Genomic DNA, 26,364 nt, shown 5'->3' on the forward strand with positions numbered 1-26,364 from the left:
TGTCGGTGACGCGCTAAAATAGCCGATTAACAGATGCGCCGAATGGTATGATGTCGTACAATATTGGCATTTACTTCCCTAGCTGTTTGAATTGATTAATTTTTGAGTAATATTAGGTGGTTACTTGTGATATTACGACGCTATATGACGCAACAAGTCGCCGCTAATACTGCGATTGTGCTGTTATTTCTGATGGCGCTGATGCTTGGCGGTCGCTTAATCCGCTATTTTGGTATCGCTGCAGAAGGCAGGCTGGATGTGGGTTTGCTATTTGCTATTATTGGCTATAACATTCCAACCTTTCTTGAGCTGATTTTACCGCTGTCATTTTTTATCGCACTGATGCTCGTGCTCGGTCGTATGTACGTGGATCAGGAGATGAGCGTCCTGTTTGCCAGTGGCATCAGTCGTGGCCGTTTGACACGTTTGATGATTCCGCTGATTACTGGGTTATTTGTATTTCAGATGGGGATTAGTCTTTGGGCAAAACCATGGGGACTGTCTAACAGTAAGCAGATTTGGCAAACCCAGTCGCTCGGTAGTTTGCTTGATTTAGTGCGTCCAAAAACCTTTATCAGCAGTGGTAACTACCACTTGTATGTCGATGAGTTTGATAAAGAAAAACGTGAACTCAAAAACCTATACGTGGTGCAGCAGCAAACCGATAAAAGCGGCAAAATCGCCAAAAACGATGTTATCATCACCGCCACGCGCGCCTATCAAGTACCCAGTAAAGACACGGATAGCTCAATGCAGCTAGATTTGTTTCAGGGTCGTCGCTATGAGCTTGGCACCAACAACGCCAAATACAACCAAGCCAGTTTTGAAAAATATCGCATTACCCTAGAAAAACCTGCTAGCGAAAAAATTACCGAAACCAATGTCGAAACCCAAACCACTGCCAAACTGCTCGCCAATACCCAAAAACCCGAAGTCAAAGCCGAGCTGGGCTATCGCTTTACCATGCCGTGGCTGATTATCATTGCGGCAATGCTTGCTACCCCGCTTGCACAGGTTCGCCCCCGTCAAGGACGCTGGCTTCGTTTGTTACCTTCAGTGCTCATATTTGCTAGCTGTGCGATTAGTATCATTTCGCTACGCACTGCCATTGCTAAAGAAAGCATTAGTGAATACGCGTATATTTGGCTAATCGTTGGTTTTATCGGATTTGCATTGTTGTTAAATTGGCAAAGCCGCGTGGTACATCGTGTCCGCTATCGTCGCCACAGCCGTCAGTTATCACCAGGCGGTCAGCCATGATTTTATCTCATTACGTTAAAAAACAAGCGCTTTTTGCCATGACAGGGGCTATCATTGGTCTTTGGCTACTTAAAGTCGTCTTTGATTATCTGGCAGAGTTGCAGGATCTCAATGACCATTACAATTATTTAGATGCCTTGCGTTTTATTGCCTATAGTGCACCCCGTGATTTACTCGACTATATGCCATTTGGCACACTATTAGGCGCAGTGGTAGGGCTAGGCTTGCTTGCCAACACCAGTGAGTTGACGGTGATTCAAGCAGCAGGCATCAGCCGCTTTAAAATAGTCGGTTGGGTGATGCAACCAGCGATTATTTTTGTCATTATCCGTTTGTTGCTTGGGCAGTATGTAGTGCCAACTAGCAATCAGTTAGCGCACCAAGTCAAGCATGACAAACCTTTGCTATCAAGTGCCATCAACGGTTATTGGGACAAACAAGCCAACCGCATCATCAATATTGACCATGCCAATACCAAAGGCGAGCTCAAAAATATCAAAGTTTGGCAGCTAGACGACACTGCCCATATCCAACAAGTGCTGCAGGCCGATACCGGCAGCTTTGTCAGTCAAAATACCGCTGATAAGACATCGGGCTGGCAGCTGCAACAAATCAAACAATTAACCATCGCCGCCGATGGTCACAGTCAATTGACTACCATACCGACTATGACGCTGCAATTACCCATTGAGCCGTCAGCGATTTATCTGTTAACACGCAGCCCTGATAACATGTCAGTGACCGAATTATGGCAACACCAACAGCTCTTAGCCAAAGACAAACGCCGCTCACTGGAGCATGAAGTTGCCTTTTGGAAAAAGCTATTGGCGCCTCTTGCCATGCTATCGCTAGTGTTGGTTGCTTGTTCATTTGTATTTGGCTCCTTGCGTAACCAAAGCTTGGGCTATCGTATTGTGATCGCTCTTTTATTTGGCTTGGTATTTAGTTATCTGCAAGATTTGGTCGGGTTTGTCAGTCTAAGCACGGGATTTTCACCTTTTTTTATGGTGTTATTACCGATTATTGCCAGTGCCGCGCTTGGCGTGTATTTAATTAGAAATAAAAACTGATATGTCTGCTGATTTATTGACTGACCCGCGTGTCGAAGCCCATCCGTTTGGTAACTTCTTTTTTGCTGATACCAAAGTCTTGATGATGGGTACCATGCCGCCCACACCTGATAAATGGTGCATGGCATTTCATTATCCCAATTTTTATAATGATATGTGGCGTATCATGGGTAAGGTGTTTTTTGATGATATTGATTATTTTCGAGTCGGTGATGAAAAACGCTTTGATGCCGAAAAAATCAAAGCATTTTTACAGGCTTATAACATCGGTGAATGTCCTTCAGTCACTCACGTCATCCGCGAAAAAGGCAATGCGGCTGACGAACATTTGACCGTGGTTGCGACGGTTGATTTGGGTAAAGTTTTGGCACAGCTTGAGCAGGTCAAGTGGATTTACACCACCGGTGGCAAAGCCACAGAAGTGCTGATAGCGCTGGTGAACCAAAGTATCAGTGACCCCGCGTCACCCTATTTTAATCCCAGCCAAACACCCTATAAACTGCCAAAAACCAATCAGTTTCTTGAAGTTAACGCTTTTGGGCGAGTATTTGGTATTTATCGGTTGCCATCGACCTCGCGCGCTTACCCGCAAAGCTTGGAGAAAAAAGTAGCCGCTTATCGCGCGTTTTTTACTTTGGCGGGGATATTGCTCGCAAGCGGCAGTTAGCACAATCGCCAGTTAGCACAATCAGCAGTTAGCAAATGATAAGCAAGCTGCCATGACACAATTGATATAGTCACTGTGATGACCCTACTTTATACTCTTGCCTAAGACTGATAATCAATGCTGACAGTCAACGCTTACCGTTAATGCTTACAATCATCATTTCAAAACACACCGTATAAAATCAAGGCATGGGAGCCGATGCATGTCCAACCTCACACCATCAATCTTGCTTGTCATCGCAGTTATCAGCATGATTGGTTGTGAGCAATCTGATTCTCAGCAGCCAGCACCCCCTACCGCTGCCGCCGTGAGCGCGCCCCAAGAATTCGATGATAAACCATTGCCCCAAGTATTAGACACACAGGCAATCAATAAAAACATGCTTACCGTCAGTCAACTGGCACAAGGTTATGTGATGCCTGACTCAATTACCATCAATGACTATCAAGAAGCGTATTTTACTGTCATCAAGCAGCCAAGTATCGATGCGGCTGCAGCCAGTGAACCAACCGCCCTTAATCAATTTGACTATATACCCATCTCGCCTGATATGATTTTTGTCAAAGCTATGCTGAGTCATTTTGATGAAACCATCGCGCTTGCCAGTATTGAGCAGCGATACGGCAAAAATCCTGAACTGCTAGGTTTAGCCCGAGACATTATTAGCTCACGCCAAAATGAATCACAAATATTACAGAATTGGCTTGCCATGCAACTGATTCAAAACACCGCGGACCCTAATCAGCCGATGGCAGATAGTGTAGCAGCCCAGCAAGAAATCGATAGTATTATCGATGATATGCAGCAAGAAATGGTGGACACGGTCATGACTAAAAACGCCGACCAAGCGTTTGCCCAAACCGTGCTGATTCATCATAAAGGCGCGATTGCGTTCTCACAAGTGGTTGCCAAATATGGTAACGATGACAAAGTGCGTAGCCTTACCAATACCCTAATCGATACCCAACAAGCCGAAATTCAACTTCTACAAAATTGGCTCCGTAACCATGGGTACGCCCAATAATCGTTTGCTGTAGCAAATAAAAAGGGCGGATTATAGCGCGATAACCCACCCTTTTTTAGGATTAAATTCACCCAAATTGATGTTGGCTAACTTGATGCTTGCTAGCTGTCATCCACATCATGAACCATTCGCGTGAGCGTGATTTGCCGCTGTAACTGTCGAAGCGGTCTTAGCTCGTCAAGCAGCGATAGTATTAAGCCAATCGCTTGCGGACTGGCATCAAAATCACGGCGTAGGCGTGAGGCAAGGCGCACTGTGGTCAGTTGTGCGCTATTAAAATAGGGCTGGCTGTCGATGGCAGGCGTTTCAGCATAAATAATATCTTCATCCATTAGCGCTAATACCCAGCTTTTATCCCAACTACTCGCCATAATCAAGTCATCTAGGGTTAACCGTAATGATAAATCCGTATTGGTGGTTTGAGCCATGTTGCACTCCTGTTGTGTATCTATAGTTATGTTTGGTGCTTGTTTGTCATTTTTTTTTATTGTACTGCCTGTTTTTTTTGCTTAGTTATTAATAGCGCTTAATTATCAATAGATTAGCGCGTTGGCACAAATGAGGCAAATGCCGATTTGAACGCTTCAAACGCTTGGATATCTGCGTCTGTATCGATTTTTGGCAACACGATATTTAAACTTAAATATAAATCACCGGCTTCTTTAGCTGGGATACCTTTACCTTTAAGGCGAAGATTGGTACCAGTACGGCTATTTTTTGGTACATTGACATTGACCTTGCCAGCAGGCGTGTTGACCGTGATTTGACCGCCCATGGCTGCTTCCCAAGGCGCAACATCTACCGTTTGGAACACGTCTTTGCCTTCTACACGGATATTGTCTGGGTGATTAAATTTAATTTTTAGGTACAAATCGCCATTATCACCGCCATATGGGCTTGGATTGCCTTGTTTTGCCAAGCGAATTTGTTGTCCTTCGGCAATACCTTTGGGGATTTTGACTTCAATGGTCTTGGTTTGATAATCCAGCCCTGTCGCGGTTTGTATGGGTAAATTTAGGCTAATTTTACGGGTATCGCCTTCATAAGTGGCTTTCAAATCAATTGATAACTCGGCGTGCTGATCGTCGCCTTTGGTCGAGCGTTGCGACTGTCTGCCACCAAATCCGTCTGAAAACCCGCCTGCACCGCCCCCGAATGTCGAGAAAATATCATCAAATCTAAAGCCACCCGCGCCTTGCGACTGACGACCGCCAGCCCCACCGCCAAACTGACGGAGGATTTCATCCAAATCCGCTTGGCTCATATTGGCATTAAAGCCCTGACCGCCGCCAAAGCCTTGACCCATATAAGGATTGTCGAGCATCAGATCGTATTGGGCGCGTTTTTCAGCGTCCTTGAGCGTTTCATAGGCGTTATTGATTTCACCCATTTTGGCGTCGGCATCGGGTGAGTCGTTGATATCAGGGTGATATTGTCGCACCAGTTTGCGATAGGCTTTTTTAATATCTGCTTCATTGGCTTTTTTATCGACGCCTAAAATGTCATAATAGTTTTTTTCTGCCATTATTATTGTCCTTACGATTTTGCGAATAGTGCTATTCGCGCAGCAATGTGATGATATTAATATAATGGCTATTTTGGTATTTTTCAAAACTTCTTTGGTAATTGACGATGATGAGCGCCAAGTGATATCAGCGCTTAATCGCAGTTTTGGGCTTTTTTTGACAACAGGATAACAGATGACAAAGGTTGCATTGCTAGATTATGGCATGGGTAATTTACATTCGGCGGGTAAAGCCTTGACGGCAGTGGGCGCTGATGTGTCGATCACGCGTGACCCTGCAGTCATTGCGGCGGCAGACAAAATGGTCTTCCCTGGTGTAGGGGCAATGCGCGACTGCATGGCAGAGATGCAGGCAGCGGGTATCGCTGATGCTGTCAAAACGGCTGTATTTAATAAGCCTGTAATGGCGATTTGTGTGGGGATGCAGGCGTTGTTTGAGCGCTCAGAAGAAAATGATGGGGTAAACTGTCTAGGGGTACTGGGTGGTGACGTCAAACGCTTTGATGATCATTGGCTAGATGATAAAAACGAACGCATTAAAGTACCGCATATGGGCTGGAATACTATCACCCATATGGATTTGGCGCATCCGCTATGGCAAGGGATTGAAGATAATACCCATTTTTATTTTGTGCATAGTTTTTATTGTGTGCCGTCTGATACTTCGATTGTGGCGGCAACCTGTGATTATGGCGTTGAGTTTTGTGCCAGCGTGATTAAAGATAATTTGTTTGCGACCCAGTTCCACCCCGAAAAAAGCCATACCGCAGGGTTGCAACTATTGAAGAATTTTGTGGAGTGGAACGTTTAAAAAAGGGACATGTATCCCTTTTTTAAATCGCAAGCTTTTCTTGAATTGCTAATTCTTCATTAATTACGAAAAGATTATTGGGATTTATAGCCCATAGTTTTAACACTTTCTTAAATCTTGCTCTAAATTTATCGGTAATAGGTGGTAAATGTTTTTTTGGAACAGGTTTTATGACGAGTCTAAGATGAATATCTATAGTTTCCCAATCAATATTTTTATGATTGTCGGCTAATTCATTATAGACTTGCTGATTCCTTCGCAAACATCCCATTAACTCCAATAGTAACGCATTTTCAAATTTCTCTAAAATTTCTTGCCAAAAAGCTTCATAATCTGAAGTTGATTCTGGTTTTGGTATAGATGACTTTGCTTCAATAAAAAATAATACATTACTTCTTAAATAAGTAAATTCAACAATTTTAAAACCATCACCCAATCCTTGATGTCCTGCGGAATTCTCTATTTTATAAATATCTTTTTCATCAAAATGTCCAAATGTCACGCCAGATTCTTTTATTGTAATCATTCTAACTTAAATTCCTTGAAACTCTTGCTCAAATAACCGAATAGACTCATTGATAATTTCAGTCTCTGGTAATCCATCTTCAAGAAGACAAGTTTGCTCCCATTCACCATTTTCATTGGCCATTAGTGTGGGAATATGCATTTGATTTTTATTAGCAATTAACAATAGCTTTTTAATGACATAATAAGAATGAGTCGCTAAAAAAAACTGAATCCCTGCTTGAGACAGTACATAAATAATATCAAGCAACTCAACAATAGCAGTAGGATGCAAAGCAGATTCAGGCTCATCAATAAATACGATTGAATCTTTATCTAAATATCTATTTCCCAAAAGTGTATCAAGAATAGCAACCTTTTTAATACCTTCTGCAGTTGTCATTATGGAAAACTTACTATTTCCTTTTTTATAAATCCAACTTTGACCTTTAGCATCAAACTCTACCTTCCCTGAAAACATTTTTTCCAGTTGCTTACGAGAGCTTGCAAAAGCATCTAAATTCCGCCCTTTTTGAGTTGGTATTTTTAGTGCTTTAACTAAATCAACATAGGTAGCATCAAAACCAAAAAGTTTATCAATAACAGCAGATTTGTAAATTACATCTATCAATGACAAAACTTCTTTAGGTGGTAAAAAAATAGAATTAGATTCCCTTTTGGTAAGATTATTCTCTATATTAGCTACTTTTACACTAGTATCTTTGCCAAAACTGAAAAATAGCGAGCTTTCATCCTCTAAAGTAATGGTTGTTGACAGTTTCTTACCATCACCTTTTGTGACGATATCACCAATTTTTTCAGTTTGAAAAGTCCAATATAGTTTATCACTTAAAACTTCAGAAAAATCTTGATTAGAATTACCTCTGTTAGATTCTTCATGGCTACGAAGTACACTATATAATGCCTTGAGTAAAAAAGTCTTACCTGTACTATTTTTGCCAAGAATTAGATTAATTTTTCCTAGTCTTTTTCCATGAACTTCATTAATTGGTCCATAATTTTTTAATTCAAAATCCTTAAGCATTCTGATCTCACATCATTAAATTTTATGAAATTGATAAACTAATATAACTTAATAAATCAATCAATTAAATCGATTTTGTACTTTATAAACTTCCCTCACCACTTCCCCAATCGTAGCAATCCCTTTTTTCAGCGTCTCATCATCTTGCGCGATGCTTAAGCGAATGCACTCATGGGCGTGTTTAAAGTTTTCAGTATCCACGCCAACAAAGAAATGCTCGCTAGGGATAATCAATGTGCCTTTGGCTTTTAATCGCTCATATAGCTCAACCGTGGTTATCGGCAAATCTTTGAACCACACCCACAAGAAAATCGCGCCTTCAGGCTTGTGGATTTTCATCGCATTGTTATAGGGGCTTGGCAAGTCGCCCAACTCTTGTTTTAGCAGCTGCACCGCTAATTTGGCTTGTCCTTGATAAAACGGACGAATATGATTGTCTGACAAATCTTTTAGCCGGTCATCTTGTAGTAGTGGCGTCGCAATCGCCGCACCAAAACGGGTCGGTGCTAGATTGACAATGGCGTTTAGGCTGCTAATCGCTTTGACCACCTGCGGATTGGCGACCACAATCCCTGTACGCACCCCAGGCAAACCGATTTTTGATAGGCTAAAGCACAAAATAATTTGCTCATTCCAATTGAGTGTGGCTTGGCTATAGATGATATTGGGAAACGGCATCCCATACGCATTGTCGATAATCAGGGGGATATCAAAGCGCTTGGCAATCGCTTCAAGGCGTGCCATTTCGTCATCGGTCAGCACGTTGCCTGTTGGGTTGGTCGGGCGTGAGCAGCAAATTGCCCCGATTTCGCCGTTGTGCAATTCAGCCAAATTTTCTAGCGTGTCAAAATCGACTCGGTATTTAAAAAAGCCGTCTTCACCTTGATGTTGCACAAATTCGATGCTGGGTGGCACTGCGATAAAATGCTGCCCATCCACATGGGCATCGGCATAACCCACGTATTCTGGGGCAAGTGGTAATAGAATTTTCTTATCCAGGCTGCCTTGTGTGGTATCGTCAAACTGCCCACCAAACAAGTTAAATAAATAAAAAAATGCGTTTTGTGAGCCATTGGTCAGGGCGATATTGTCTGTGGTAAGTCCCCAATCATAATGGCGATTAAAAAAATCTACCAATGCGGCAATAAACTTGGCATCGCCCTGCGGCGTTGAATAGTTTCCGATATTTTCGATGGCCATTGAGCCCATATCACCTTTAGCTAAGGTTTTAAACACCGACCAATAGGTTTGGTTAACTTTATCAATACGTGCTGGATTGCCACCGCCGAGCATATTAATCGGTTGCTCACTGTTAAGCGCGTTGCCCAAATCATCCATTAACTGCAAAATACCGCTATTTTTGGTAAACTTTTCACCAAACTTTGAAAACTGCATGATTGCCCCTTTAATTTTGCCAAGCTATCTGCGTATTATAACAGGATGCCAGTGCCGTTGCCCGTTTTGACTTAGCTGTACAGCCACCATCAGGATACCCCAGCATGAAACCGCATTTACCCAAACTTAAAGGCTATAGCCACACTTGGCAAACCACCTTGATGGTGATGTTGATGGTACTGGTGAGCGTGGCGTTGTCGCTGTGGTTTTTTTGGCGCAGTCTGTATTTACCAGAGCTACAAAACCATGCAACTTATCTTGCCAATCAGCTGTTGATGATTGATAAAGCGGATAAAGATTTTAAAAACAATCCCGAGCTTAAAAATTGGATTATTGATGCCTCGCATATTAACGTGATTACTGACCCACAACAGATACCTTCTTTTCAAGAAAAAACCTTGGTAGATTATTTTACCCAGCGGATGGCAACACAGATGGAAACCGTGATGCAGCGTCCTGTATCGGTCAATTTTAAATTCAAACCCGTGCCGATTTTGTATATTCAAGACAGTGCGCATCCGGATGTTTGGCTGCAAGAGCCTGTCAAGTTTTATGCCAAATATAGCCCAACGTCGATTTATTTTTTCTTATTGGGGATCCCGCTTGCCACGTTGCTGACTATTTTGTTTTTGGTAAGACAATTAAATCGCCCGCTCAAACGCCTACAAAAAGTGGCAATTGATTACATCACCCTTGGGCACGCCAACAATTTGGCGACCAATGAAGGCTCAACAGAGATTCGTCAGGTGAATTTGGCATTTAACCGACTGTTTCATAACCTGATCCAAACCCAAAAAGAACGCAATATTATGCTCGCTGGTATTTCCCATGATTTGCGCACGCCACTGACGCGGATGCGACTCACAGCTGAGATGCTACCCGATGAGTTTTTGCGGGAAGGGTTGGTGTATGATATTGAGGACATGGACGCGATTTTGGAGCAGTTTATTTCATTTATGAAAGATGGCTCAGATGAAGCGGTACGATTGACCAATATGCGTCCCATCATTAACGAGATTGTGGTGCAGTTTGCCCCTACCCCATTTATTATCGATATCCAAGACGATTTGCCTAGTGTGCCATTACGACCCTTATCCATCAAACGTCTCATTGTTAATTTGGTCAATAATGCTTGTCGCTATGGTCAGCCGCCCATTCATATTGAGATTAGCATTGATAATGCTCTACAGCCTACCGAGCAAGTGGTCACCGATGAAAATCTAACGCCAGAGATAACCTCTAGACAAAAATACTTAACCATTAAAGTTAGCGATGAGGGGCAAGGCGTTGCCGAAGATCAGCTTGAGCGGATTATGCAGCCGTTTGAGCGGGGCGAAACGGCACGTACCACGCAAGGGAGTGGACTTGGGCTTGCGATTGTAAGCCGCATTACTCACCTGCACAATGGTAGCGTCATCGCTCGTAATCAGCCCAATGGCGGCGGTTTAGTAGTGGTGGTTAATATTCCGATTATAGAATAAAGATGACAAAAGACTAATTGGTTGCTTAATAGGTTAGGCTAATCATGATTCCTTAGTAACTTTGGTGTTGATAGCTTCGGTTTTGATAACTTTGGTTTGGGTAGCTATTTTTACTTTTTAGTACCAATCATGGGGGGTAGTTCATTTGACACATTGGTGGCTGTGACAGGGTGAACCAAGGCTGCGCGCGCCTGTGAGACGGACTGGCTTTCAGTAGGTTTGCGCAAAAAACTATAATAACCAAAAACCGCCATGTTGAGTACCACCAAGGCTAAAAATAGATAACGCATGCCATCCTCGCTTGTGATGATTTCGCTCATCGGTTAATTGATGTGCGCAAATTTTGCTAAACCATTGCATAACTCACTAAAATTTAGCCCAGTCTGAGCAAATTTGCAAGCATCACTGGTAACGAGCTTATGACCCTTGCGCTTGCGTGTATTTTTTCTCGCTACTCTTTTGGGTAATTTCATCGGCTTCAATACTTGAAGCTAGCTGGCTTTTCGGCCACTTCATGATAAATCGCGCCCCACCCAAGGTAGGGCTTTCATCTACTGACATGCGACCATTAAACCAAAACGCAATTCGAGACACGATTGATAAGCCGAGACCATAACCACCCGAGGCACGGGTACGACTATCATCCAAACGCGCAAATGGGATAAAGACTTTTTCACGGTCTTTTTCTGGAATACCCTGTCCATCATCTTCCACACTGATAAAGGCTTCATTTTTTTCTAAGCCTGCTGAGATGATAATGGTGCTTTCGGCATAACGGGTGGCATTACCTGCCAAGTTTTGCAACACGCGGTGTAAATAGCGTCTATCGGCTTGTGCAAACGCACCTTTTTGCATGTTGCCTACTTTGACGGTGATAGATTTACCAAGCGCATTGGTCTCACGGACAATCTGCGAAACGAGTTCTTGCAAATCGACATCTTCCCAGTCCATTTTAGGTGAGCCTTCCTCAAGCTTGGCATAGGTCAAAATTTCATCAATTAAGCCATTGAGCGATTCAATATCCTGATCGATATAATCACGCTGACTCATCCGATCTTCATAATCATCCGTATCAGCTAGCATATCCACGGCAAAGCGAATACGTGCTACTGGGGTGCGCAGCTCATGAGATACGGCACGGGTCAACTCGCGCTGTGATTCAATCAAACGGCGGATGTGCTCAGTCATACTATTAAAGGTTGCGGCTAGATGGGCAATTTCATCTTCGCCCACGACTTTTACTTTGGTATTGAGCTTACCTTCGCGCACTTTAGTGATACCACTTTGAATGAGCTGCAATTTACGCTCTAATGGGAAAATTAGCGCATACACCCCTAAACTAATCAAGAACATACTAATGAGCGTGATACTAATAATCAGATTAAGCGGAAACCAGTTAAATAGCGGAATAGGTCCCAAATCCACCACGGTATCTTGGATTTCAGTCGGTGCTAGTACCCGAATCGATGAATTCTCTACACTGGTATTGTCACGGAACATAATCACGATATCTTTGCGATACAGGCGCGCTTTTTGGTCGGTATCAAGCTGCAATTTATTAATAGATTGCAAAGTGAGCTTAAAAGGGAAAAATTTTTGAATTTGTTGCAAGCGTTGCTGTTTTTCTGCCAAAGTACGATAGTAAGACAAATCATCGAGTAGCAACACGCCTACTCCTTTGATTTGTTGCTCACTGAGCTTATTAAAACTCACATGCAACACGTTATTTTCACCCGAGACTTTATGATAAATCTCAGCCGTATTGGTATCGCTATTAAAACGTACTACGGCTTGTTGTTTATTGAGTCGATTGATTTCGCTAGTTCTAAAGTCCGCTTTTGAGGTCGGTTCAATATTAAACTTGGTGTCAAATAAAGTACTGACATCAGAGAGCCAAAAATTACGCTCTTGGGCAGTGACTTGCCGCGATAAGCCTGAATCAATGAGATAAAATGCCGCTGATGCCATATCCTCGCGATAAGTCTGTACCCGCTCTGCATTAATAGTGGTGATAAGCAGTTGCGCAAAAAATGCAACCAATAAACAGATAAATAACAGACCTGCATAAATTCGCAGAAAAATAGACTGGTTTAAGGAGGATAATAGCGGCATAAAAATCTAGGGTTAAGGTCAATAGATAATAGCCGTATTATTACCTAGCAAAATTAATATTACAATGTAAAATTCATGAAGCGACTGTCTAGTAACGTAGTAAATTGTTGTCCTAAACCTTTCAATTGCTAAGTAGCAAAATAAACAGCAATAAAAAAAGCCAGCTTGATGCTGACTTTTTTATCGATACTGTGTTTATCAATACTATGTTAGTTTTCTTTGACAAACAGATAACCTTTACTGCGAACTGTTTTGATACGTTTTGGGTTTTCGGGATCATCACCAATTTTTGGACGGATACGAGAAATACGTACATCAATCGAGCGGTCTTGACCGTCATACTCGATACCACGCAGACGTTCAAAAATATCTTCACGCGATAAGATACGACCCGCATTTGATGCCAACAACCACAACAAATCATATTCCGCACTGGTAAAGTCAACAAGCTCATCGTTCAAAGTAACCGAACGACCGCCGTTATCAATAACTAAATCGCCAAACTCAAGACGCTGCGGCACTTCATCGGTTGGCGCTGTATCAGAGCGGCGCAATAGCGCACGAATACGCGCTAATAACACACGCGGTTGAACCGGTTTTGCCACATAGTCATCCGCACCCATTTCTAGACCTAATACTTGGTCCATATCTTCGGTACGCGCAGTTAGCATTAAGATAGGGTTATGAAAATGAGGACGTACTTCACGGCATACCGTCAGACCGTCACTACCTGGCAACATCACATCAAGCACCACCATGTCAGGCTGCTCAGCCACGATACGACGAATGGCACGGTTACCATCAGTTTCAATTGCCACATCTAGACCATTTTTACGCAAATAATCTTGGGTTAAGGTTGCAAGACGCTCATCATCCTCTACAATCAATACTCGAGGTATCAACTCTTCTTCTGACATAATTTCCTCCAAAAAATTTTATACATACTCTTAATACTTATATCAGAATATATCTTTATTTATCTATCAGAAATAGGTAATGAAAGTTTACGCATTACCTGTACTACTACAATATAATTGAATTAATTTAGCGAAAAAATAGCCAATTTAATATTGTTAAAACGTAACTAAACATAAAAAAAGTATAAATACCACATATAATAAGCTTTAAAAACATACCATATAAGGTTATCTGTTTGGTAACGGATAAAATTTTTTGCTACCTTTGGTTTAAAAGATAATTAGCAAATTTTTAAGTACCCTTTTTTAATCACGCTTTTTTTAAGCACTTATATTTTCAATCACCCATAAAAAAAACAGTGGTCATAGCCACTGTCTTTAAACATAGTACCATCAAAATTAGGCACGGTTTTTGAATTTTTGTAAGGTTTGCAATTGTGCCAAAGATTCTGCCAATGCTGCCAAAGCCGCAGAGGTGTCGATATCGGCTTTTTGATTTTGCAAGCTTTGTTCTGCATGACGACGTGCTTCCAAAATTTTGGCTTCATCTAAGTCATGCGCACGTACTGCCGTATCTGCCAATACCGTCACTAAATGCGGTTGTACTTCTAAAACACCACCTGATACATACACCATTTCATCATTGCCATTGCTGGTTTTGATCTGCATGGTGCCCGGCTTTAATAGCGTAATAAAAGGAATATGTCCTGGCAAAATACCGACTTCACCTTCTACCCCAGTAGCAATTAACATACTAATCTCACCAGAGTAGATAGTTTCTTTCGCACTGACGACATTACATTGTAAAGTTGCCACAGTTCTCTCCTATGGTATTGCAAAATTAGGTTGATAAAACCCTGTTACTTTATTTTAAACTAACAGGGTTTGATTGAGAAATTAGCCGCGTAGTTTTTCTGCTGCAGCAACCACTTCTTCAATACCACCTTTCATGTAGAATGCTTGTTCTGGCAAGTCATCATACTCACCATTCAAGATTGCTTTAAAGCTTTGAATGGTTTCACGGATTGGTACGTATTTCCCTGGTGAGCCAGTGAATACCTCTGCAACGTGGAAAGGTTGTGACAAGAAACGTTGGATTTTACGTGCACGGTATACCACTAATTTATCATCTTCTGATAATTCGTCCATACCCAAAATCGCAATAATGTCTTTCAACTCTTTAAAGCGTTGTAACACTTCTTGGACACCACGAGCAACAGCATAGTGCTCCTCACCAATGACTAGTGGGTCTAACTGACGCGACGTTGAGTCTAGTGGGTCAACCGCTGGGTAAATACCTTGTGAGGCAATATCACGGCTCAATACCACTGTTGCGTCTAAGTGTGCAAAGGTTGTCGCAGGTGATGGGTCAGTCAAGTCATCGGCAGGAACATATACTGCTTGAACCGAAGTAATAGAACCTGATTGGGTTGAAGTAATACGTTCTTGTAATACACCCATCTCTTCTGCAAGCGTTGGCTGATAACCTACCGCAGATGGCATACGACCTAATAATGCTGATACTTCGGTACCCGCTAGTGTATAACGATAAATATTGTCAACAAACAATAATACGTCACGACCCTTACCGTTCTCATCTTTTTCGTCACGGAAGTATTCCGCCATGGTCAAACCGGTCAAGGCAACACGTAAACGGTTTCCTGGTGGCTCATTCATCTGACCATACACCATCGCAACTTTATCAAGTACGTTTGAATCTTTCATCTCATGGTAGAAGTCATTCCCTTCACGGGTACGCTCACCTACGCCAGCAAATACAGATAAACCTGAGTGTGCTTTTGCGATGTTATTGATAAGTTCCATCATGTTAACGGTTTTACCAACACCTGCACCACCGAACAGACCGACTTTACCACCTTTAGCAAATGGGCATAGTAAGTCAATTACTTTAATACCGGTTTCTAAAAGTTCAGTAGAGTTTGATTGTTCGTCATAGCTTGGCGCTTCACGGTGAATTGCCCAAGTGTTACTATGTTCTACCGGCCCTGCTTCGTCGATTGGACGTCCTAAAACGTCCATGATACGACCTAGGGTACCTTTACCCACTGGCACAGAGATTGGTGCGCCAGAGTTGCTAACTGGTAGACCACGTTTTAGACCCTCAGTAGAACCCATGGCGATAGTACGCACGATACCATCACCCAATTGTTGTTGTACTTCTAATGTAGTTTCTGTGCCTTCGACTTTTAAGGCATCATAAATTTTTGGTACGCTTTGACGGTCAAATTCAACGTCAATAACCGCGCCAATAATCTGTACAATACGACCGCTACTCATTACGCTCTCCTTGAATGTAGGTCAATTATGAAACAGCAGCAGCACCGCCAACGATTTCCGAAATTTCTCGGGTAATCGCCGCTTGACGCAGCTTGTTGTAAACCAATTGTAATTCGTTAATTAAGTTACCTGCGTTATCCGTTGCTGCTTTCATAGCAACCATACGTGCAGACTGTTCAGAAGCAATATTTTCTACCACACCTTGATAGACGATTGATTCAACATAACGTCCCATCAAACCATCAAGCAGCTCTTTGGTAGTTGGCTCATAGATGTAGTCCCAGCTGTGTTCACGATTTGCCATCGTTTCATCAACCAAAGACTCAGCCGCAATCGGTACTAAGCGTTGCACACTGGGATTTTGCGTCATGGCATTAACAAATTCATTATATACCAGGTAAATTTCATCAATTTCGCCACGATTATACGCATCAAGCATTACTTGAACTGGGACACTGAGTTGCTCAAAACTTGGGTTATCACCGTAGTGAGTTTCCGCTGCAATCACCGTACCACCAAATGTTTTAAAAAAGCTCACGCCTTTTTGACCAATCACCGCAAAGCGCGTTTCAACAGATTGACTTTTTTGTTGTTTAACGTGCTGCATCAATTTTTTGAATAAGTTGATATTCAAACCACCTGCAAGACCACGGTCAGAACTGACTACAATATAGCCAACACGGTTAACCGCACGAGGTACTAAGTAAGGATGTTTGTAGTCAGGTGAAGCTTTGACTAGATGAGAAACCACTCGACGCATGCTATCAGCATAAGGACGACCTAGTTGCATACGTTCTTGGGCACGTCGCATCTTACTCGCTGCAACCATTTGCATGGCGCGAGTAATTTTCTGGGTACTTTTAATACTAGCAACTTTTGCTCGAATTTCTTTTAAACTTGCCATAAATAATCCATACAGCCATGTTTAGTTTCAGTCCACGCCCATTAATGTAACATGGACGAAATTTGGAAAAATGAACAAAGTAATCATAACCCCTTTGTTCATTTGTTCTATGACAATGCAGTTCTAAAATTTCAGTAAATCTTAGAATGAATGATTTTGCTTATAGTTTTCAATCGCTGATTTGAATTGGTTTGCGATATCATCATTATAGTTGGCAGTGTTATCAATGTCTGCCATAAAATCACCATGTTGGTCACGTAGGTAACGTAACAAACCTGCTTCAAATGCACCCACTTTGTTGACGGGAACATCGGCTAGATAGCCTTCGTTAGAAGCATAAATTACCGCAGCTTGTTCAGCGATGCTCATTGGTGCGTATTGATTTTGTTTCATCAATTCAGTCACACGTTGACCATGGTCAAGCTGTTTACGGGTTGCGTCATCTAGGTCAGAAGCAAATTGTGCAAACGCTGCCAATTCACGATACTGTGCCAATGCGGTACGGATACCACCTGACAATTTTTTGATGATTTTAGTCTGTGCTGCACCACCCACACGAGAAACTGAAATACCCGCATTCACCGCTGGACGGATACCTGAGTTAAACAAGCTTGACTCTAGGAAGATCTGACCATCAGTGATTGAAATCACGTTGGTTGGTACGAATGCTGATACGTCACCTGCTTGAGTTTCGATAATTGGCAAGGCAGTTAACGAACCTGTTTTACCTGTTACTGCACCGTTGGTGAATTTTTCTACATACTCAGCGCTTACACGTGAAGCGCGCTCTAATAGACGTGAGTGAAGGTAGAATACGTCACCTGGGTAAGCTTCACGTCCTGGTGGACGACGTAAAAGCAATGAAATTTGACGATAGGCTACGGCTTGTTTTGATAAATCATCATAAATGATAAGCGCATCTTCACCGCGGTCACGGAAGTATTCACCCATAGTACAACCAGAGTATGGCGCGATGTACTGCAGTGCTGCTGGTTCAGAAGCAGATGCAACCACAACCGTTGTATAAGCTAATGCGCCCGTTTCTTCTAGTTTACGTACCACGTTTGCGATTGTTGAACGTTTTTGACCAACGGCTACGTATACACATTTAATGCCCGAGTGTTTTTGCGCGATGATCGCATCGATTGCCATGGCTGTTTTACCAGTTTGGCGGTCACCAATAATAAGCTCACGTTGACCACGTCCGATTGGAATCATGGTATCAACAGCTTTATAACCTGTCATTACTGGCTCATCAACTGATTGACGGTCGATAACGCCTGGGGCGATTTTTTCAACTTTATCCGTTAATTTGGCGTTAATTGGGCCTTTACCATCGATAGGATTACCCAGTGCATCTACCACACGACCTAAAAGCTCGGGTCCAACTGGTACTTCTAAAATACGACCAGTACAGTAAGCTTTTTGTCCTTCTTGGAGATTCAAGTATTCACCTAGAACAACCGCGCCGACTGAGTCTTGTTCAAGGTTTAGCGCCATACCATATACGCCACCTTCAAACTCAATCATTTCGCCGTACATGGCATCTTCAAGACCATGAATCTGTACGATACCGTCAGATACCATGACAATAGTGCCTTCGTTCTTTGCTGTGGCACCCGCAGTCAGGTCTTGAATTCGCTGCTTAATCAGATTACTGATTTCCGCTGGATTCAATTGTTGCATTGCACTGTTCCTTAATTTTTACTGACTAGAATCAATTTTGTTGAAATTTATGCCGTCAGCTGTGTTTTTAACTGTTTTAATTTGCCACGTACAGAGTCATCGATTACTTTGTCACCGACCTTAATCGTCACACCTGCAATTAGGGCAGGGTCTACATTGACATGTAGTACGACCTTCGCGCCTAGGGAGGTAGCAAGTCGGTGTTCAATGAGTTGCTCTTGCACTTGCGTTAATGGATATGCCGACGTGACATATGCATGAACTTCTTTTGCATCAGCGGCTTTTAATAAACCAAAACGCTCATTGATACTGGGTAATAATGCCAAACGATCTTGCTCTGCAAGTTGCGTCAAAAAATTAACAAAAGCATTGGAATCTGCTTGTGCCCCACCCTCAATAGCGGTGCTTAAAGTTTTAAACACGGTATTGCTATCTTCAGGTGAACTTTGGTTATAAAGGTCTTTTAAAGTAGCGACTTTAGCTTGTGCAGCAACTGCTGGATTATTGATATAATCGGCAAATGCTTTATCACTAACGATGGCATTCATCACGTTTAAGTAATCTTGCCACTCATTGACAGCGTGATGCTCTTTAGCATAATCAAATGCTGCTTTTGCATAGGGTCTTGCTAAGGTTGATAAATCAGCCATCATATCCTCACTGTACGGTTGCTACTTATAACTTGGCTGCCAATTGGTTTAACATATTGGCATGAGTTTCTGGATTGACCTTTTCTTGTAAGATTTTTTCGGCACCGAGTACGGCAAGTTCTGCAACCTGCGCGCGTAAACCTTCACGGGCTTTATTAATTTCTTGATCAATTGCTTCACGCGCTTGTTGACGAATACGTTCGCCTTCCACTTGTGCTTGCACTCTGGCATCTTCAATCATTTGATTGGCGCTTTTGTTCGCTTGGTCAATGAGTGAAGCGGCTTTTGCTTTTGCTGCGATAAGCTCTTGCTCTGCAGCTTGTGATGCAGTTGCTAAGTCTGCTTTGGCTTTTTCGGCAGCATTTAGGCCATCTGCGATTTTACGTTGGCGATCCGAAATAGCAGCAACCAAAGGCGGCCACACAAACTTCATGCAAAACATCACGAAGATGGCGAATGCAATCGATTGTCCAATTAGGGTTGCATTGATATTCACTTAGAATCCCTCGTTAATTAAGTTTCTTCAATCCTTGTCCACATAAGATGATGTGGACATTGTACTGATAGTGTACCTATTAACCTGCTAAAGGATTTGCGAATAACAATAACATTGCAATACCAACACCGATCATCGGTACGGCGTCAAGAAGACCTGCCACGATGAACATACGAGTTTGCAATTGTGAACCTAGTTCTGGTTGACGAGCGACGCCCTCTAAGAATTTGCCACCTAAGATTGCAAAGCCAATACCTGTGCCTAGTGCACCTAAACCGATTAGCAAAGCAACGGCAAGAACGGTCATACCTTCTAGAGTCATTGATGTATCCTCATTACTGTTTTGAAATTAATGTTCAGTTTGTGATGCAAGGCTAAGATAGACAATGGTTAGCATCATGAAAACGAACGCTTGCAAAGTGATTACTAAAATGTGGAAGATTGCCCACGGTACTGATAACACCCATTGAATCCAAAATGGCATAAGGGCGATTAACACAAAAATTAATTCACCTGCATACATGTTACCAAAAAGTCGTAAGCCAAGTGAGATAGGTTTTGCGATTAGAGTTACAAACTCTAGGATAAAGTTCACTGGAATCAATAAGATTTTAGCGATTGGGTTTTTTGCGCTAAATGGATGAAGGGTTAATTCACCAATAAAACCGCCAAAACCTTTTTCTTTAATACTATAAAAAATGATCAGTGCAAATACTGAGAACGACATACCAAGCGTCACATTTGGGTCGGTACTTGGTACGACTTTCATGTAAACATGGTGTGGGTTATGTCCTAGCAGACCACCAATTTTTTGTGCAATGACAGGCAAATAATCAACTGGCAGAAGATCCATGAAGTTCATCAAGAAAATCCACACAAAAATTGTCAGTGCTAATGGCGCAATAACCTTTGATGTGCCATGATAAGTATCACGAACGTTACTATCAACAAACTCCACAATCATTTCAATAAAAGCTTGCATTTTGCCGGGTACACCCGAGGTCGCTCTTTTTGCCACCATATAAAAAATGGCACAAAAAAGAACCCCTAAACCAATCGACCACAGCATTGAGTCTAAATGAATCGCATTGAAACCCATTTCAGAAGCTTGCTGTTTGGTTTCCGCAACTATCCAACCTTCTGTTGGGTGATTACCGAAAGTCCAGTTTGTCAAGTGGTGATTGATATACTCATTTGAAGTAATTTCTGCGTTTGCTTCTGCCATAATCTTAACTTCTTTTTTATATTGAGCCGATAATAGAGGGAGTTAGCGTCAGATATTTTGTCTAATCACAAAAATTTGTAACTTAACACTATAATCGTATCTAACTGAGCTGATGATACTCAATGAGAAGTGCAAACATGACGTCAAAGGCACATCGAGGCGTTTAAGCAATCTGCTTAACTAAGGTGATGAACCGTGAATAAACAACTTGTTTATCAACGTAATAATATAGGCTATCGACCTACTGTGTTTTGCTTGACTCAAATAAGTGGGTCATCAGTAAAACATATATGCAATTGCTTGAAAACTAATTCTTTTTAGCCAATTAGCGCTGAGCAATCGCACCTTTAAAAAATTTTCACTATATTAATTCAACTGTTACCTTTTTGTAAAGGATTAAATAGATTTATTTGTGATTTAGTTTAGGTTATTTCTATTATTACGAGATAAATGTAAATAGCCTTTTTTTACCAAGGATTTCGGTAAGTGATAATGAGGTAACTCATTTGCAAAATTAAGTACCCCGCGAATACCGCAATGGCGTTTAGCGGTTTTAACAGCAAAAAAATCAGTGCAAACCCAACAATGGTCAACACCCACTTTGCCATATGCGCTTGGTAAAAACGATGAACAATTTGACGACGCTGCTGATAGCCCGATTTGCTCAGGGAAATTTTAGCAAAGATGATTTGACTCACCCACCCTAGCACACTACCGGCTAGCAGATTTTTACTCACCGCATACTGGCTATTGCCTTGCCAAACATCCCATACAATCCCGATGGCAACCAGCCCAAGTATCAGCCATGACTGCTTGTTGATAGATTGTTGGATAGACTGTGGGTCAAATGGCTTGGCAGGTTTTGACATAGCAAAATAAGGGCTAGGTGATTATGGGCAGGAATGATGAAAGTAGTATAGCAGAATCTTGATTAAAAATTTGGCTAAAGGTTGTTTTATCTACGCTGACGTTAATCGTCAGTCATTATGAATAGTGTGTTATTAGACTTGTTATATTGTCGGGTAGCTTTATAGCCGAACTGCTAATTTCTCAGACAAATTATGCGGTTTTCATGCTAAAGTAATTTGATAGTTATTGATGATTTTATTGATATGCCCCAACCTTCTATACAATCAGCTGGAAATTCTATTCAATCAGCCAATAGTTACGACGTAAATTGTCGCCACCTATCTATGTCTATGTGTATGCCACAAATGACCGCCGAGCAGATTGAAGCACAGATTGCTCAGATAAAACAAGATTGCCAAGCGCAAGGTTTACGTTTTACTGCACTGCGAGAGCAAGTGTATCGTTTGATTTTACTTGCCGCCCAACCCATTGGGGCGTATGAATTATTGGATTTGCTGCAATCAGCGAGCGAAAAAGTCGTCGCACCGCCAACTGTATATCGTAGTTTGGATTTTTTGCTCAGGCATGGCTTGGTTCATCAATTAAATTCCAGTAAGGCATTTTTTGCTTGCTCTCAGCCTACCGATCGCCATGTTGCCGCTTTTTTGGTCTGTCGATGCTGTGGCGAGGTACAAGAGTTTAGCCGCCCATCTATCCAGACCATGCTAACTGAGGTTGAGCAATCGACCAATTTTGCCACTCAGTCAAGTATTATTGAGCTTTCAGGTGTTTGTCAGCGCTGCCAATAGTCACCTTTTTTTATCGAATGCTTAGAAGGAGACTCTGCCAACAATTATTTTGCTATTGTGTTTGTCAATTATGAGCATTTGTGATATAAAACATGCCTTATTTGATTGACTTAAGTCAATTAACCGTTGTTTGATAAAGTTGTACTGCCACGATTACCGTCATTATTCTAAGGATAACTGAGTGACGTTACTGCCAAGTTCGATATCACAACACCACGCTGATTACTTTTCAATCATTGAATTAAGTGATCTGCATCTTTTTAATGACCCTAATAAGTTAATGAATGGCGTTAATACCACAGACACATTTGAGTCGGTATTATCCTTGGTCCGACAACAGCGCAATGATGTTGATTTATTGGTACTGACAGGGGATTTATGTCATGAACCTACTCAGCAAAATTATGACCGTTTATTTGCAGCCTTAGACGACATCAATATTCCTTTTGTAGCTATCCCGGGCAATCATGATGTGACCCTAGAGCTGGATAATCATCTACCTTTTGCCCAGCGCCGTCATTTGCCAGTCAAAGCAGATACTCGCCTGCAAAACTGCTATAGTATTGCCACCGATTATTGGGACTTATTGTTATTAGACTCCTCTTGTGAGGGACACAGTCATGGCAAAATTGACGAGCAGACATTGCGGTGGCTGGCGCAACAGTTAGCGAACGCCAGTCGCCCTTGTGCAATTTTTTGTCATCATCCGATGGTCTTAATCGATTCAACATGGCTTGATAAATACACCTTAATCAATGCGGAACGTTTTTGGGAAGTCGTAATGCCGTATCTAGACCGCATTAAAGCTATATTTGTCGGTCATATTCACCAAGAAATGCATAAGATTAACTACGGGACATCGGTATTCGGCTGCCCATCGACCAGTCTACAGTTTAAGCCCTTGTGTAAAGACTATACCATTGACGAAATTGCGCCTGGTTTACGTTGGATAAATTTATATAACAATGGGTTACTTGCAACTGGTATCAAAAGAACAGATACTATCTGACTAATTTTTCATGGTTGTTGAACTTATGTTCATAAACTTAATGTCGTGAAAGTTTGGTTAGCTTGTTTATTAAGGTTTTAGCGTTTATTTTAGTTTGATTTCATATACTGGCGAATTGCAGCGTTTAAAGCGTTAATAACGCGATGTCATTGGCTTAAGTGCTGAACTCGTAATGAAATTGTAAACTTAAAATTGTATCACTATCGGTTTTTAAAGGAATTAGCTATGGCATCTGCCCAAAATGAACGTGAATTAAGCTTTACCCCATATCAGCCAGCGGCTGAAGAAGAATATATGAATGACGCACAACTTGCGCATTTTAGAAAAATTTTATTAGATTGGAAAGAGCAGTTAATTAGCGAAGCTGAATCAACCAAATCTTATATTCAAGATGAATCAACGGCAATGCCTGATATTAATGACCGCGCCACCCAAGAAGAAGAGTTTGCGTTGGCACTGCGCACGCGTGACCGTGAGCGTAAACTGATTCGCAAGATTGATAAATCGATTGCCGAGATTGACAGTGGCGATTACGGTTTTTGTGAGACTTGCGGTGTGGAGATTGGTGTGCGTCGTTTAGAAGCCCGTCCAACGGCAACCCAATGTATCGATTGCAAAACCTTATCAGAGATTAAAGAAAAACAAGCATGGGGTCATGCTTAATTTATCACCGTCTCCTGTTATTGGACGCTTTGCTCCCTCTCCGACGGGAGCTTTGCATTTGGGGTCACTGGTGACGGCTATTGCCAGTTACTGTATCGCCAAGCAAGCGCAAGGCAAGTGGCTGGTACGCATTGAAGATACTGATACTGAGCGCTGTCATCCAAGATTTAGCAATTTGATTTTAGCAGATTTGGAGCGATTAGGTTTGCACTGGGATGGTAACATTCGCTACCAGTCGCAACACCTAGACACATATCACGCGTTATTGGATGAGAAGCTAAAAGCTTTAAGTTATGGCTGTGATTGCAGTCGTAAATCCCTGCAAACTTATCAACTCGCCCATCCCAACACCCAATACACCTATCCTAGAATCTGTGTCCATAAGCGGCTATCACGCGATCATGCCATTCGCTTAGTGATGCCAGATAACCCAATGCTTTTTTTCGATCAGCTGCAAGGGGTGATTTCAGGCAATCCGCAACGAGAACAGGGTGATATTGTGGTCAGAAGGCGGCGTATTGGGCGGTCTTTCTCAAATACGCCAACCGCCAGCAAAGGCATGATTAATTATATGCTCGCAGTGGTAATTGATGACGTGCAACAGAGTGTCAATCAAATCGTTCGTGGTCTGGATATATTACCATTAACGATACCGCAAATGGTCATTGCGGAGTATTTAAATTTTCCCCCTAACCAACACTACTATCACTTACCCATTTTGGTGAATGCACAAGGGCAAAAGCTGTCTAAACAAACGCTCGCCGAGCCGATTCAATCCTACCCTGCCCCACAACTTATTAAGACGGCATTGCAATTATTACAACAGCCACCGATTGATATGGATAAACCGATCAGGATGCTCGAGCAGGCGGTTTGCCAATGGAATCATACGCCGCTGCAAGGCAAACAGCGTATTAAAGTCGATAGCTTACAAAATCTTTTGGCAACCCATTAATAATAACGACATTGATTGGCAGGAATCGTTGGGCTTTCTTTGATAATTCGCATCAACAATCCGACGATAATCAGATTAACCACCATAGAAGAACCCCCATAGCTAAAAAATGGCATAGTCAACCCTTTGGTAGGTAGCATGCCCATGGTCATGCCGGCGTTGACGAAAATTTGCCCAAAGAACAAAATACCAACCCCAAACGCAAAATAGCTTAAGCGTGTTTGGTGCCGTGCTAGCGCTTGGTAGCTAATGCGCATAACCGTAGTGACCAAAATAATTTGTAACACCAGTAAAAACGACACACCCACTAAGCCTAACTCTTCACCGGTAATCGCTAGTAAAAAGTCGGTATGCGCCTCCGGTAAATGGGAGAGTTTTTGGATACTTTCCCCATAGCCGACACCAAACCACTCACCGCGGGCAAAGGCTACAATACTGCGACCTAGCTGATAGTCACTATTTTTTAAGTCATCAAACGGATCTAAAAACGAGGTTACCCGTTTTAGTCGGTAACTTGCCCCCATAATCGCCATGGTGCCTGCCAAAAACATGGCGCCCATGATGATGAAAAACTGGCGCATGGGTAAGCCACCGACAAAAATCATCGCCGCAATACAGGTCGCAATAATCACCACCGAGCCGAAGTCAGGCTGCAACATGATAAATAAGATCAGCCCCATGGCTATCAGTGTTAGCCGCAAAAAGCCTTTCCAATGGTTGCGAATCTCTTCTGATCGGCGCACCAGATAATCTGAGGTGTACAAAATCATCAACAACTTTGCCAATTCAGAGGGCTGAAAATTGATACCACCCAATTCAATCCAGCGTTTACTGCCGTTAATCACTGACCCACCGATTAGGGTATAAATAATCAGCAAAAGACAAGCCAGCAGCGCATACATAATAAAATCTAAGCGAAACGTCTTGCGAAGCGGGATAAAATATACCAGTAAACCAAGAACTGCACCGATTCCCATATACGCCAGTTGGTGATAAAAAAAGTAAAAAT

At 42.1% G+C, this 26,364-nt stretch carries 28 protein-coding genes; 10 read left to right on the plus strand and 18 right to left on the minus strand.

The annotated features are described in order from the left end of the window. Positions 1-144: 144 nt before the first annotated feature. The 4 genes from lptF to RTR63_RS01060 all read left to right on the plus strand — a co-directional run bounded on the left by lptF (position 145) and on the right by RTR63_RS01060 (position 4,021). Positions 145-1,260 (plus strand): LPS export ABC transporter permease LptF, encoded by a 1,116-nt coding sequence (gene lptF, locus RTR63_RS01045; RefSeq protein ID WP_409418178.1) that lies wholly within the window; start codon positions 145-147, stop codon positions 1,258-1,260. After that, entirely contained in the window at positions 1,257-2,330 is a 1,074-nt protein-coding gene (gene lptG, locus RTR63_RS01050) for an LPS export ABC transporter permease LptG (protein WP_312522227.1), read from the plus strand. The genes lptF and lptG overlap by 4 nt, the downstream gene beginning before the upstream one ends. Before the next feature lies 1 nt (position 2,331). Continuing rightward, the gene (locus tag RTR63_RS01055; protein ID WP_007115837.1) at positions 2,332-2,997 is read left to right on the plus strand and encodes a hypothetical protein; all 666 of its coding nucleotides are present in this window, start codon (positions 2,332-2,334) and stop codon (positions 2,995-2,997) included. A 202-nt stretch (positions 2,998-3,199) separates the two neighbouring features. Then, complete coding sequence (locus RTR63_RS01060) at positions 3,200-4,021, plus strand: DUF305 domain-containing protein (protein WP_312522228.1); 822 nt, start codon at positions 3,200-3,202, stop codon at positions 4,019-4,021. A gap of 101 nt (positions 4,022-4,122) precedes the next feature. On the opposite strand, the gene RTR63_RS01065 is transcribed toward RTR63_RS01060, so the two are convergent. Then, a complete protein-coding gene (locus tag RTR63_RS01065) occupies positions 4,123-4,449 on the minus strand; it encodes a chaperone modulator CbpM (protein ID WP_050325155.1) in 327 nt (108 codons plus the stop codon). 113 nt (positions 4,450-4,562) lie between these two features. Then, entirely contained in the window at positions 4,563-5,546 is a 984-nt protein-coding gene (locus RTR63_RS01070) for a DnaJ C-terminal domain-containing protein (RefSeq protein WP_099833316.1), read from the minus strand. A gap of 175 nt (positions 5,547-5,721) precedes the next feature. Here RTR63_RS01070 and hisH point away from each other — a divergent pair, with 175 nt between their 5' ends. Next, positions 5,722-6,357 carry an imidazole glycerol phosphate synthase subunit HisH gene (gene hisH / locus RTR63_RS01075; protein WP_282842148.1) on the plus strand — a complete coding sequence of 212 codons (636 nt, stop codon included), beginning with the start codon at positions 5,722-5,724 and terminating at the stop codon, positions 6,355-6,357. 22 nt (positions 6,358-6,379) lie between these two features. On the opposite strand, the gene RTR63_RS01080 is transcribed toward hisH, so the two are convergent. The 3 genes from RTR63_RS01080 to RTR63_RS01090 are packed head-to-tail and all read right to left on the minus strand — an operon-like array spanning position 6,380 to position 9,301. Then, complete coding sequence (locus RTR63_RS01080) at positions 6,380-6,883, minus strand: hypothetical protein (protein ID WP_282842149.1); 504 nt, start codon at positions 6,881-6,883, stop codon at positions 6,380-6,382. Positions 6,884-6,889: 6 nt separating this feature from the next. Then, entirely contained in the window at positions 6,890-7,906 is a 1,017-nt protein-coding gene (locus tag RTR63_RS01085) for an AAA family ATPase (RefSeq protein ID WP_203171275.1), read from the minus strand. 60 nt (positions 7,907-7,966) lie between these two features. After that, positions 7,967-9,301, minus strand: coding sequence for a valine--pyruvate transaminase (locus tag RTR63_RS01090; protein WP_282842150.1), 1,335 nt, complete (start codon positions 9,299-9,301; stop codon positions 7,967-7,969). Positions 9,302-9,405: 104 nt separating this feature from the next. Between RTR63_RS01090 and RTR63_RS01095 the strand changes: the two genes are divergently transcribed. Then, the gene (locus tag RTR63_RS01095; protein ID WP_312522232.1) at positions 9,406-10,782 is read left to right on the plus strand and encodes an ATP-binding protein; all 1,377 of its coding nucleotides are present in this window, start codon (positions 9,406-9,408) and stop codon (positions 10,780-10,782) included. Positions 10,783-10,892: 110 nt separating this feature from the next. Here the strand turns inward: RTR63_RS01095 and RTR63_RS01100 are convergent, their stop codons facing one another. The 12 genes from RTR63_RS01100 to RTR63_RS01155 all read right to left on the minus strand — a co-directional run bounded on the left by RTR63_RS01100 (position 10,893) and on the right by RTR63_RS01155 (position 21,939). Then, positions 10,893-11,102: a hypothetical protein gene (locus RTR63_RS01100; protein ID WP_312522234.1), complete on the minus strand. Its 210-nt coding sequence runs from the start codon at positions 11,100-11,102 to the stop codon at positions 10,893-10,895. 97 nt (positions 11,103-11,199) lie between these two features. After that, the gene (locus RTR63_RS01105; protein WP_312522235.1) at positions 11,200-12,894 is read right to left on the minus strand and encodes an ATP-binding protein; all 1,695 of its coding nucleotides are present in this window, start codon (positions 12,892-12,894) and stop codon (positions 11,200-11,202) included. A 209-nt stretch (positions 12,895-13,103) separates the two neighbouring features. After that, positions 13,104-13,811 (minus strand): response regulator, encoded by a 708-nt coding sequence (locus RTR63_RS01110; protein WP_007115827.1) that lies wholly within the window; start codon positions 13,809-13,811, stop codon positions 13,104-13,106. Positions 13,812-14,210: 399 nt separating this feature from the next. Next, positions 14,211-14,627 carry a F0F1 ATP synthase subunit epsilon gene (locus RTR63_RS01115; protein ID WP_060995382.1) on the minus strand — a complete coding sequence of 139 codons (417 nt, stop codon included), beginning with the start codon at positions 14,625-14,627 and terminating at the stop codon, positions 14,211-14,213. Positions 14,628-14,708: 81 nt separating this feature from the next. Next, on the minus strand, positions 14,709-16,109 hold the full coding sequence (gene atpD, locus RTR63_RS01120; protein ID WP_219300278.1) for a F0F1 ATP synthase subunit beta: 1,401 nt from the start codon (positions 16,107-16,109) through the stop codon (positions 14,709-14,711). Positions 16,110-16,134: 25 nt separating this feature from the next. Continuing rightward, positions 16,135-17,013, minus strand: coding sequence for a F0F1 ATP synthase subunit gamma (gene atpG / locus RTR63_RS01125; RefSeq protein ID WP_050325148.1), 879 nt, complete (start codon positions 17,011-17,013; stop codon positions 16,135-16,137). Between the two features lie 141 nt (positions 17,014-17,154). Continuing rightward, on the minus strand, positions 17,155-18,699 hold the full coding sequence (atpA, locus tag RTR63_RS01130; protein ID WP_144918688.1) for a F0F1 ATP synthase subunit alpha: 1,545 nt from the start codon (positions 18,697-18,699) through the stop codon (positions 17,155-17,157). A 47-nt stretch (positions 18,700-18,746) separates the two neighbouring features. After that, positions 18,747-19,349: a F0F1 ATP synthase subunit delta gene (locus tag RTR63_RS01135; RefSeq protein ID WP_076775457.1), complete on the minus strand. Its 603-nt coding sequence runs from the start codon at positions 19,347-19,349 to the stop codon at positions 18,747-18,749. Between the two features lie 25 nt (positions 19,350-19,374). Then, positions 19,375-19,845 (minus strand): F0F1 ATP synthase subunit B, encoded by a 471-nt coding sequence (locus RTR63_RS01140; RefSeq protein ID WP_036594652.1) that lies wholly within the window; start codon positions 19,843-19,845, stop codon positions 19,375-19,377. 79 nt (positions 19,846-19,924) lie between these two features. Continuing rightward, complete coding sequence (gene atpE, locus RTR63_RS01145; RefSeq protein WP_007115820.1) at positions 19,925-20,167, minus strand: F0F1 ATP synthase subunit C; 243 nt, start codon at positions 20,165-20,167, stop codon at positions 19,925-19,927. Positions 20,168-20,194: 27 nt separating this feature from the next. Beyond that, complete coding sequence (gene atpB / locus RTR63_RS01150; RefSeq protein WP_007115819.1) at positions 20,195-21,070, minus strand: F0F1 ATP synthase subunit A; 876 nt, start codon at positions 21,068-21,070, stop codon at positions 20,195-20,197. 467 nt (positions 21,071-21,537) lie between these two features. Then, on the minus strand, positions 21,538-21,939 hold the full coding sequence (locus RTR63_RS01155; RefSeq protein ID WP_219332074.1) for an ATP synthase subunit I: 402 nt from the start codon (positions 21,937-21,939) through the stop codon (positions 21,538-21,540). A gap of 336 nt (positions 21,940-22,275) precedes the next feature. Here RTR63_RS01155 and RTR63_RS01160 point away from each other — a divergent pair, with 336 nt between their 5' ends. The 4 genes from RTR63_RS01160 (at position 22,276) to gluQRS (ending at position 25,355) form a co-directional block, all read left to right on the plus strand. Continuing rightward, a complete protein-coding gene (locus RTR63_RS01160; RefSeq protein ID WP_309593632.1) occupies positions 22,276-22,728 on the plus strand; it encodes a Fur family transcriptional regulator in 453 nt (150 codons plus the stop codon). A gap of 181 nt (positions 22,729-22,909) precedes the next feature. Next, positions 22,910-23,737: a metallophosphoesterase gene (locus RTR63_RS01165; protein WP_312522239.1), complete on the plus strand. Its 828-nt coding sequence runs from the start codon at positions 22,910-22,912 to the stop codon at positions 23,735-23,737. Positions 23,738-23,962: 225 nt separating this feature from the next. Next, complete coding sequence (gene dksA, locus RTR63_RS01170) at positions 23,963-24,400, plus strand: RNA polymerase-binding protein DksA (RefSeq protein WP_007115815.1); 438 nt, start codon at positions 23,963-23,965, stop codon at positions 24,398-24,400. After that, entirely contained in the window at positions 24,393-25,355 is a 963-nt protein-coding gene (gene gluQRS, locus RTR63_RS01175) for a tRNA glutamyl-Q(34) synthetase GluQRS (protein ID WP_312522241.1), read from the plus strand. Before dksA ends, gluQRS begins: the two co-directional genes overlap by 8 nt. Here the strand turns inward: gluQRS and ftsW are convergent. Next, a partial coding sequence (gene ftsW / locus RTR63_RS01180; protein WP_312522243.1) for a putative lipid II flippase FtsW occupies positions 25,352-26,364 on the minus strand: 1,013 nt, incomplete at its 5' end. The genes gluQRS and ftsW overlap by 4 nt on opposite strands.

Source organism: Moraxella sp. CTOTU47724, assembly GCF_032014955.1.
GTDB lineage: Bacteria > Pseudomonadota > Gammaproteobacteria > Pseudomonadales > Moraxellaceae > Faucicola > Faucicola tetraodonis.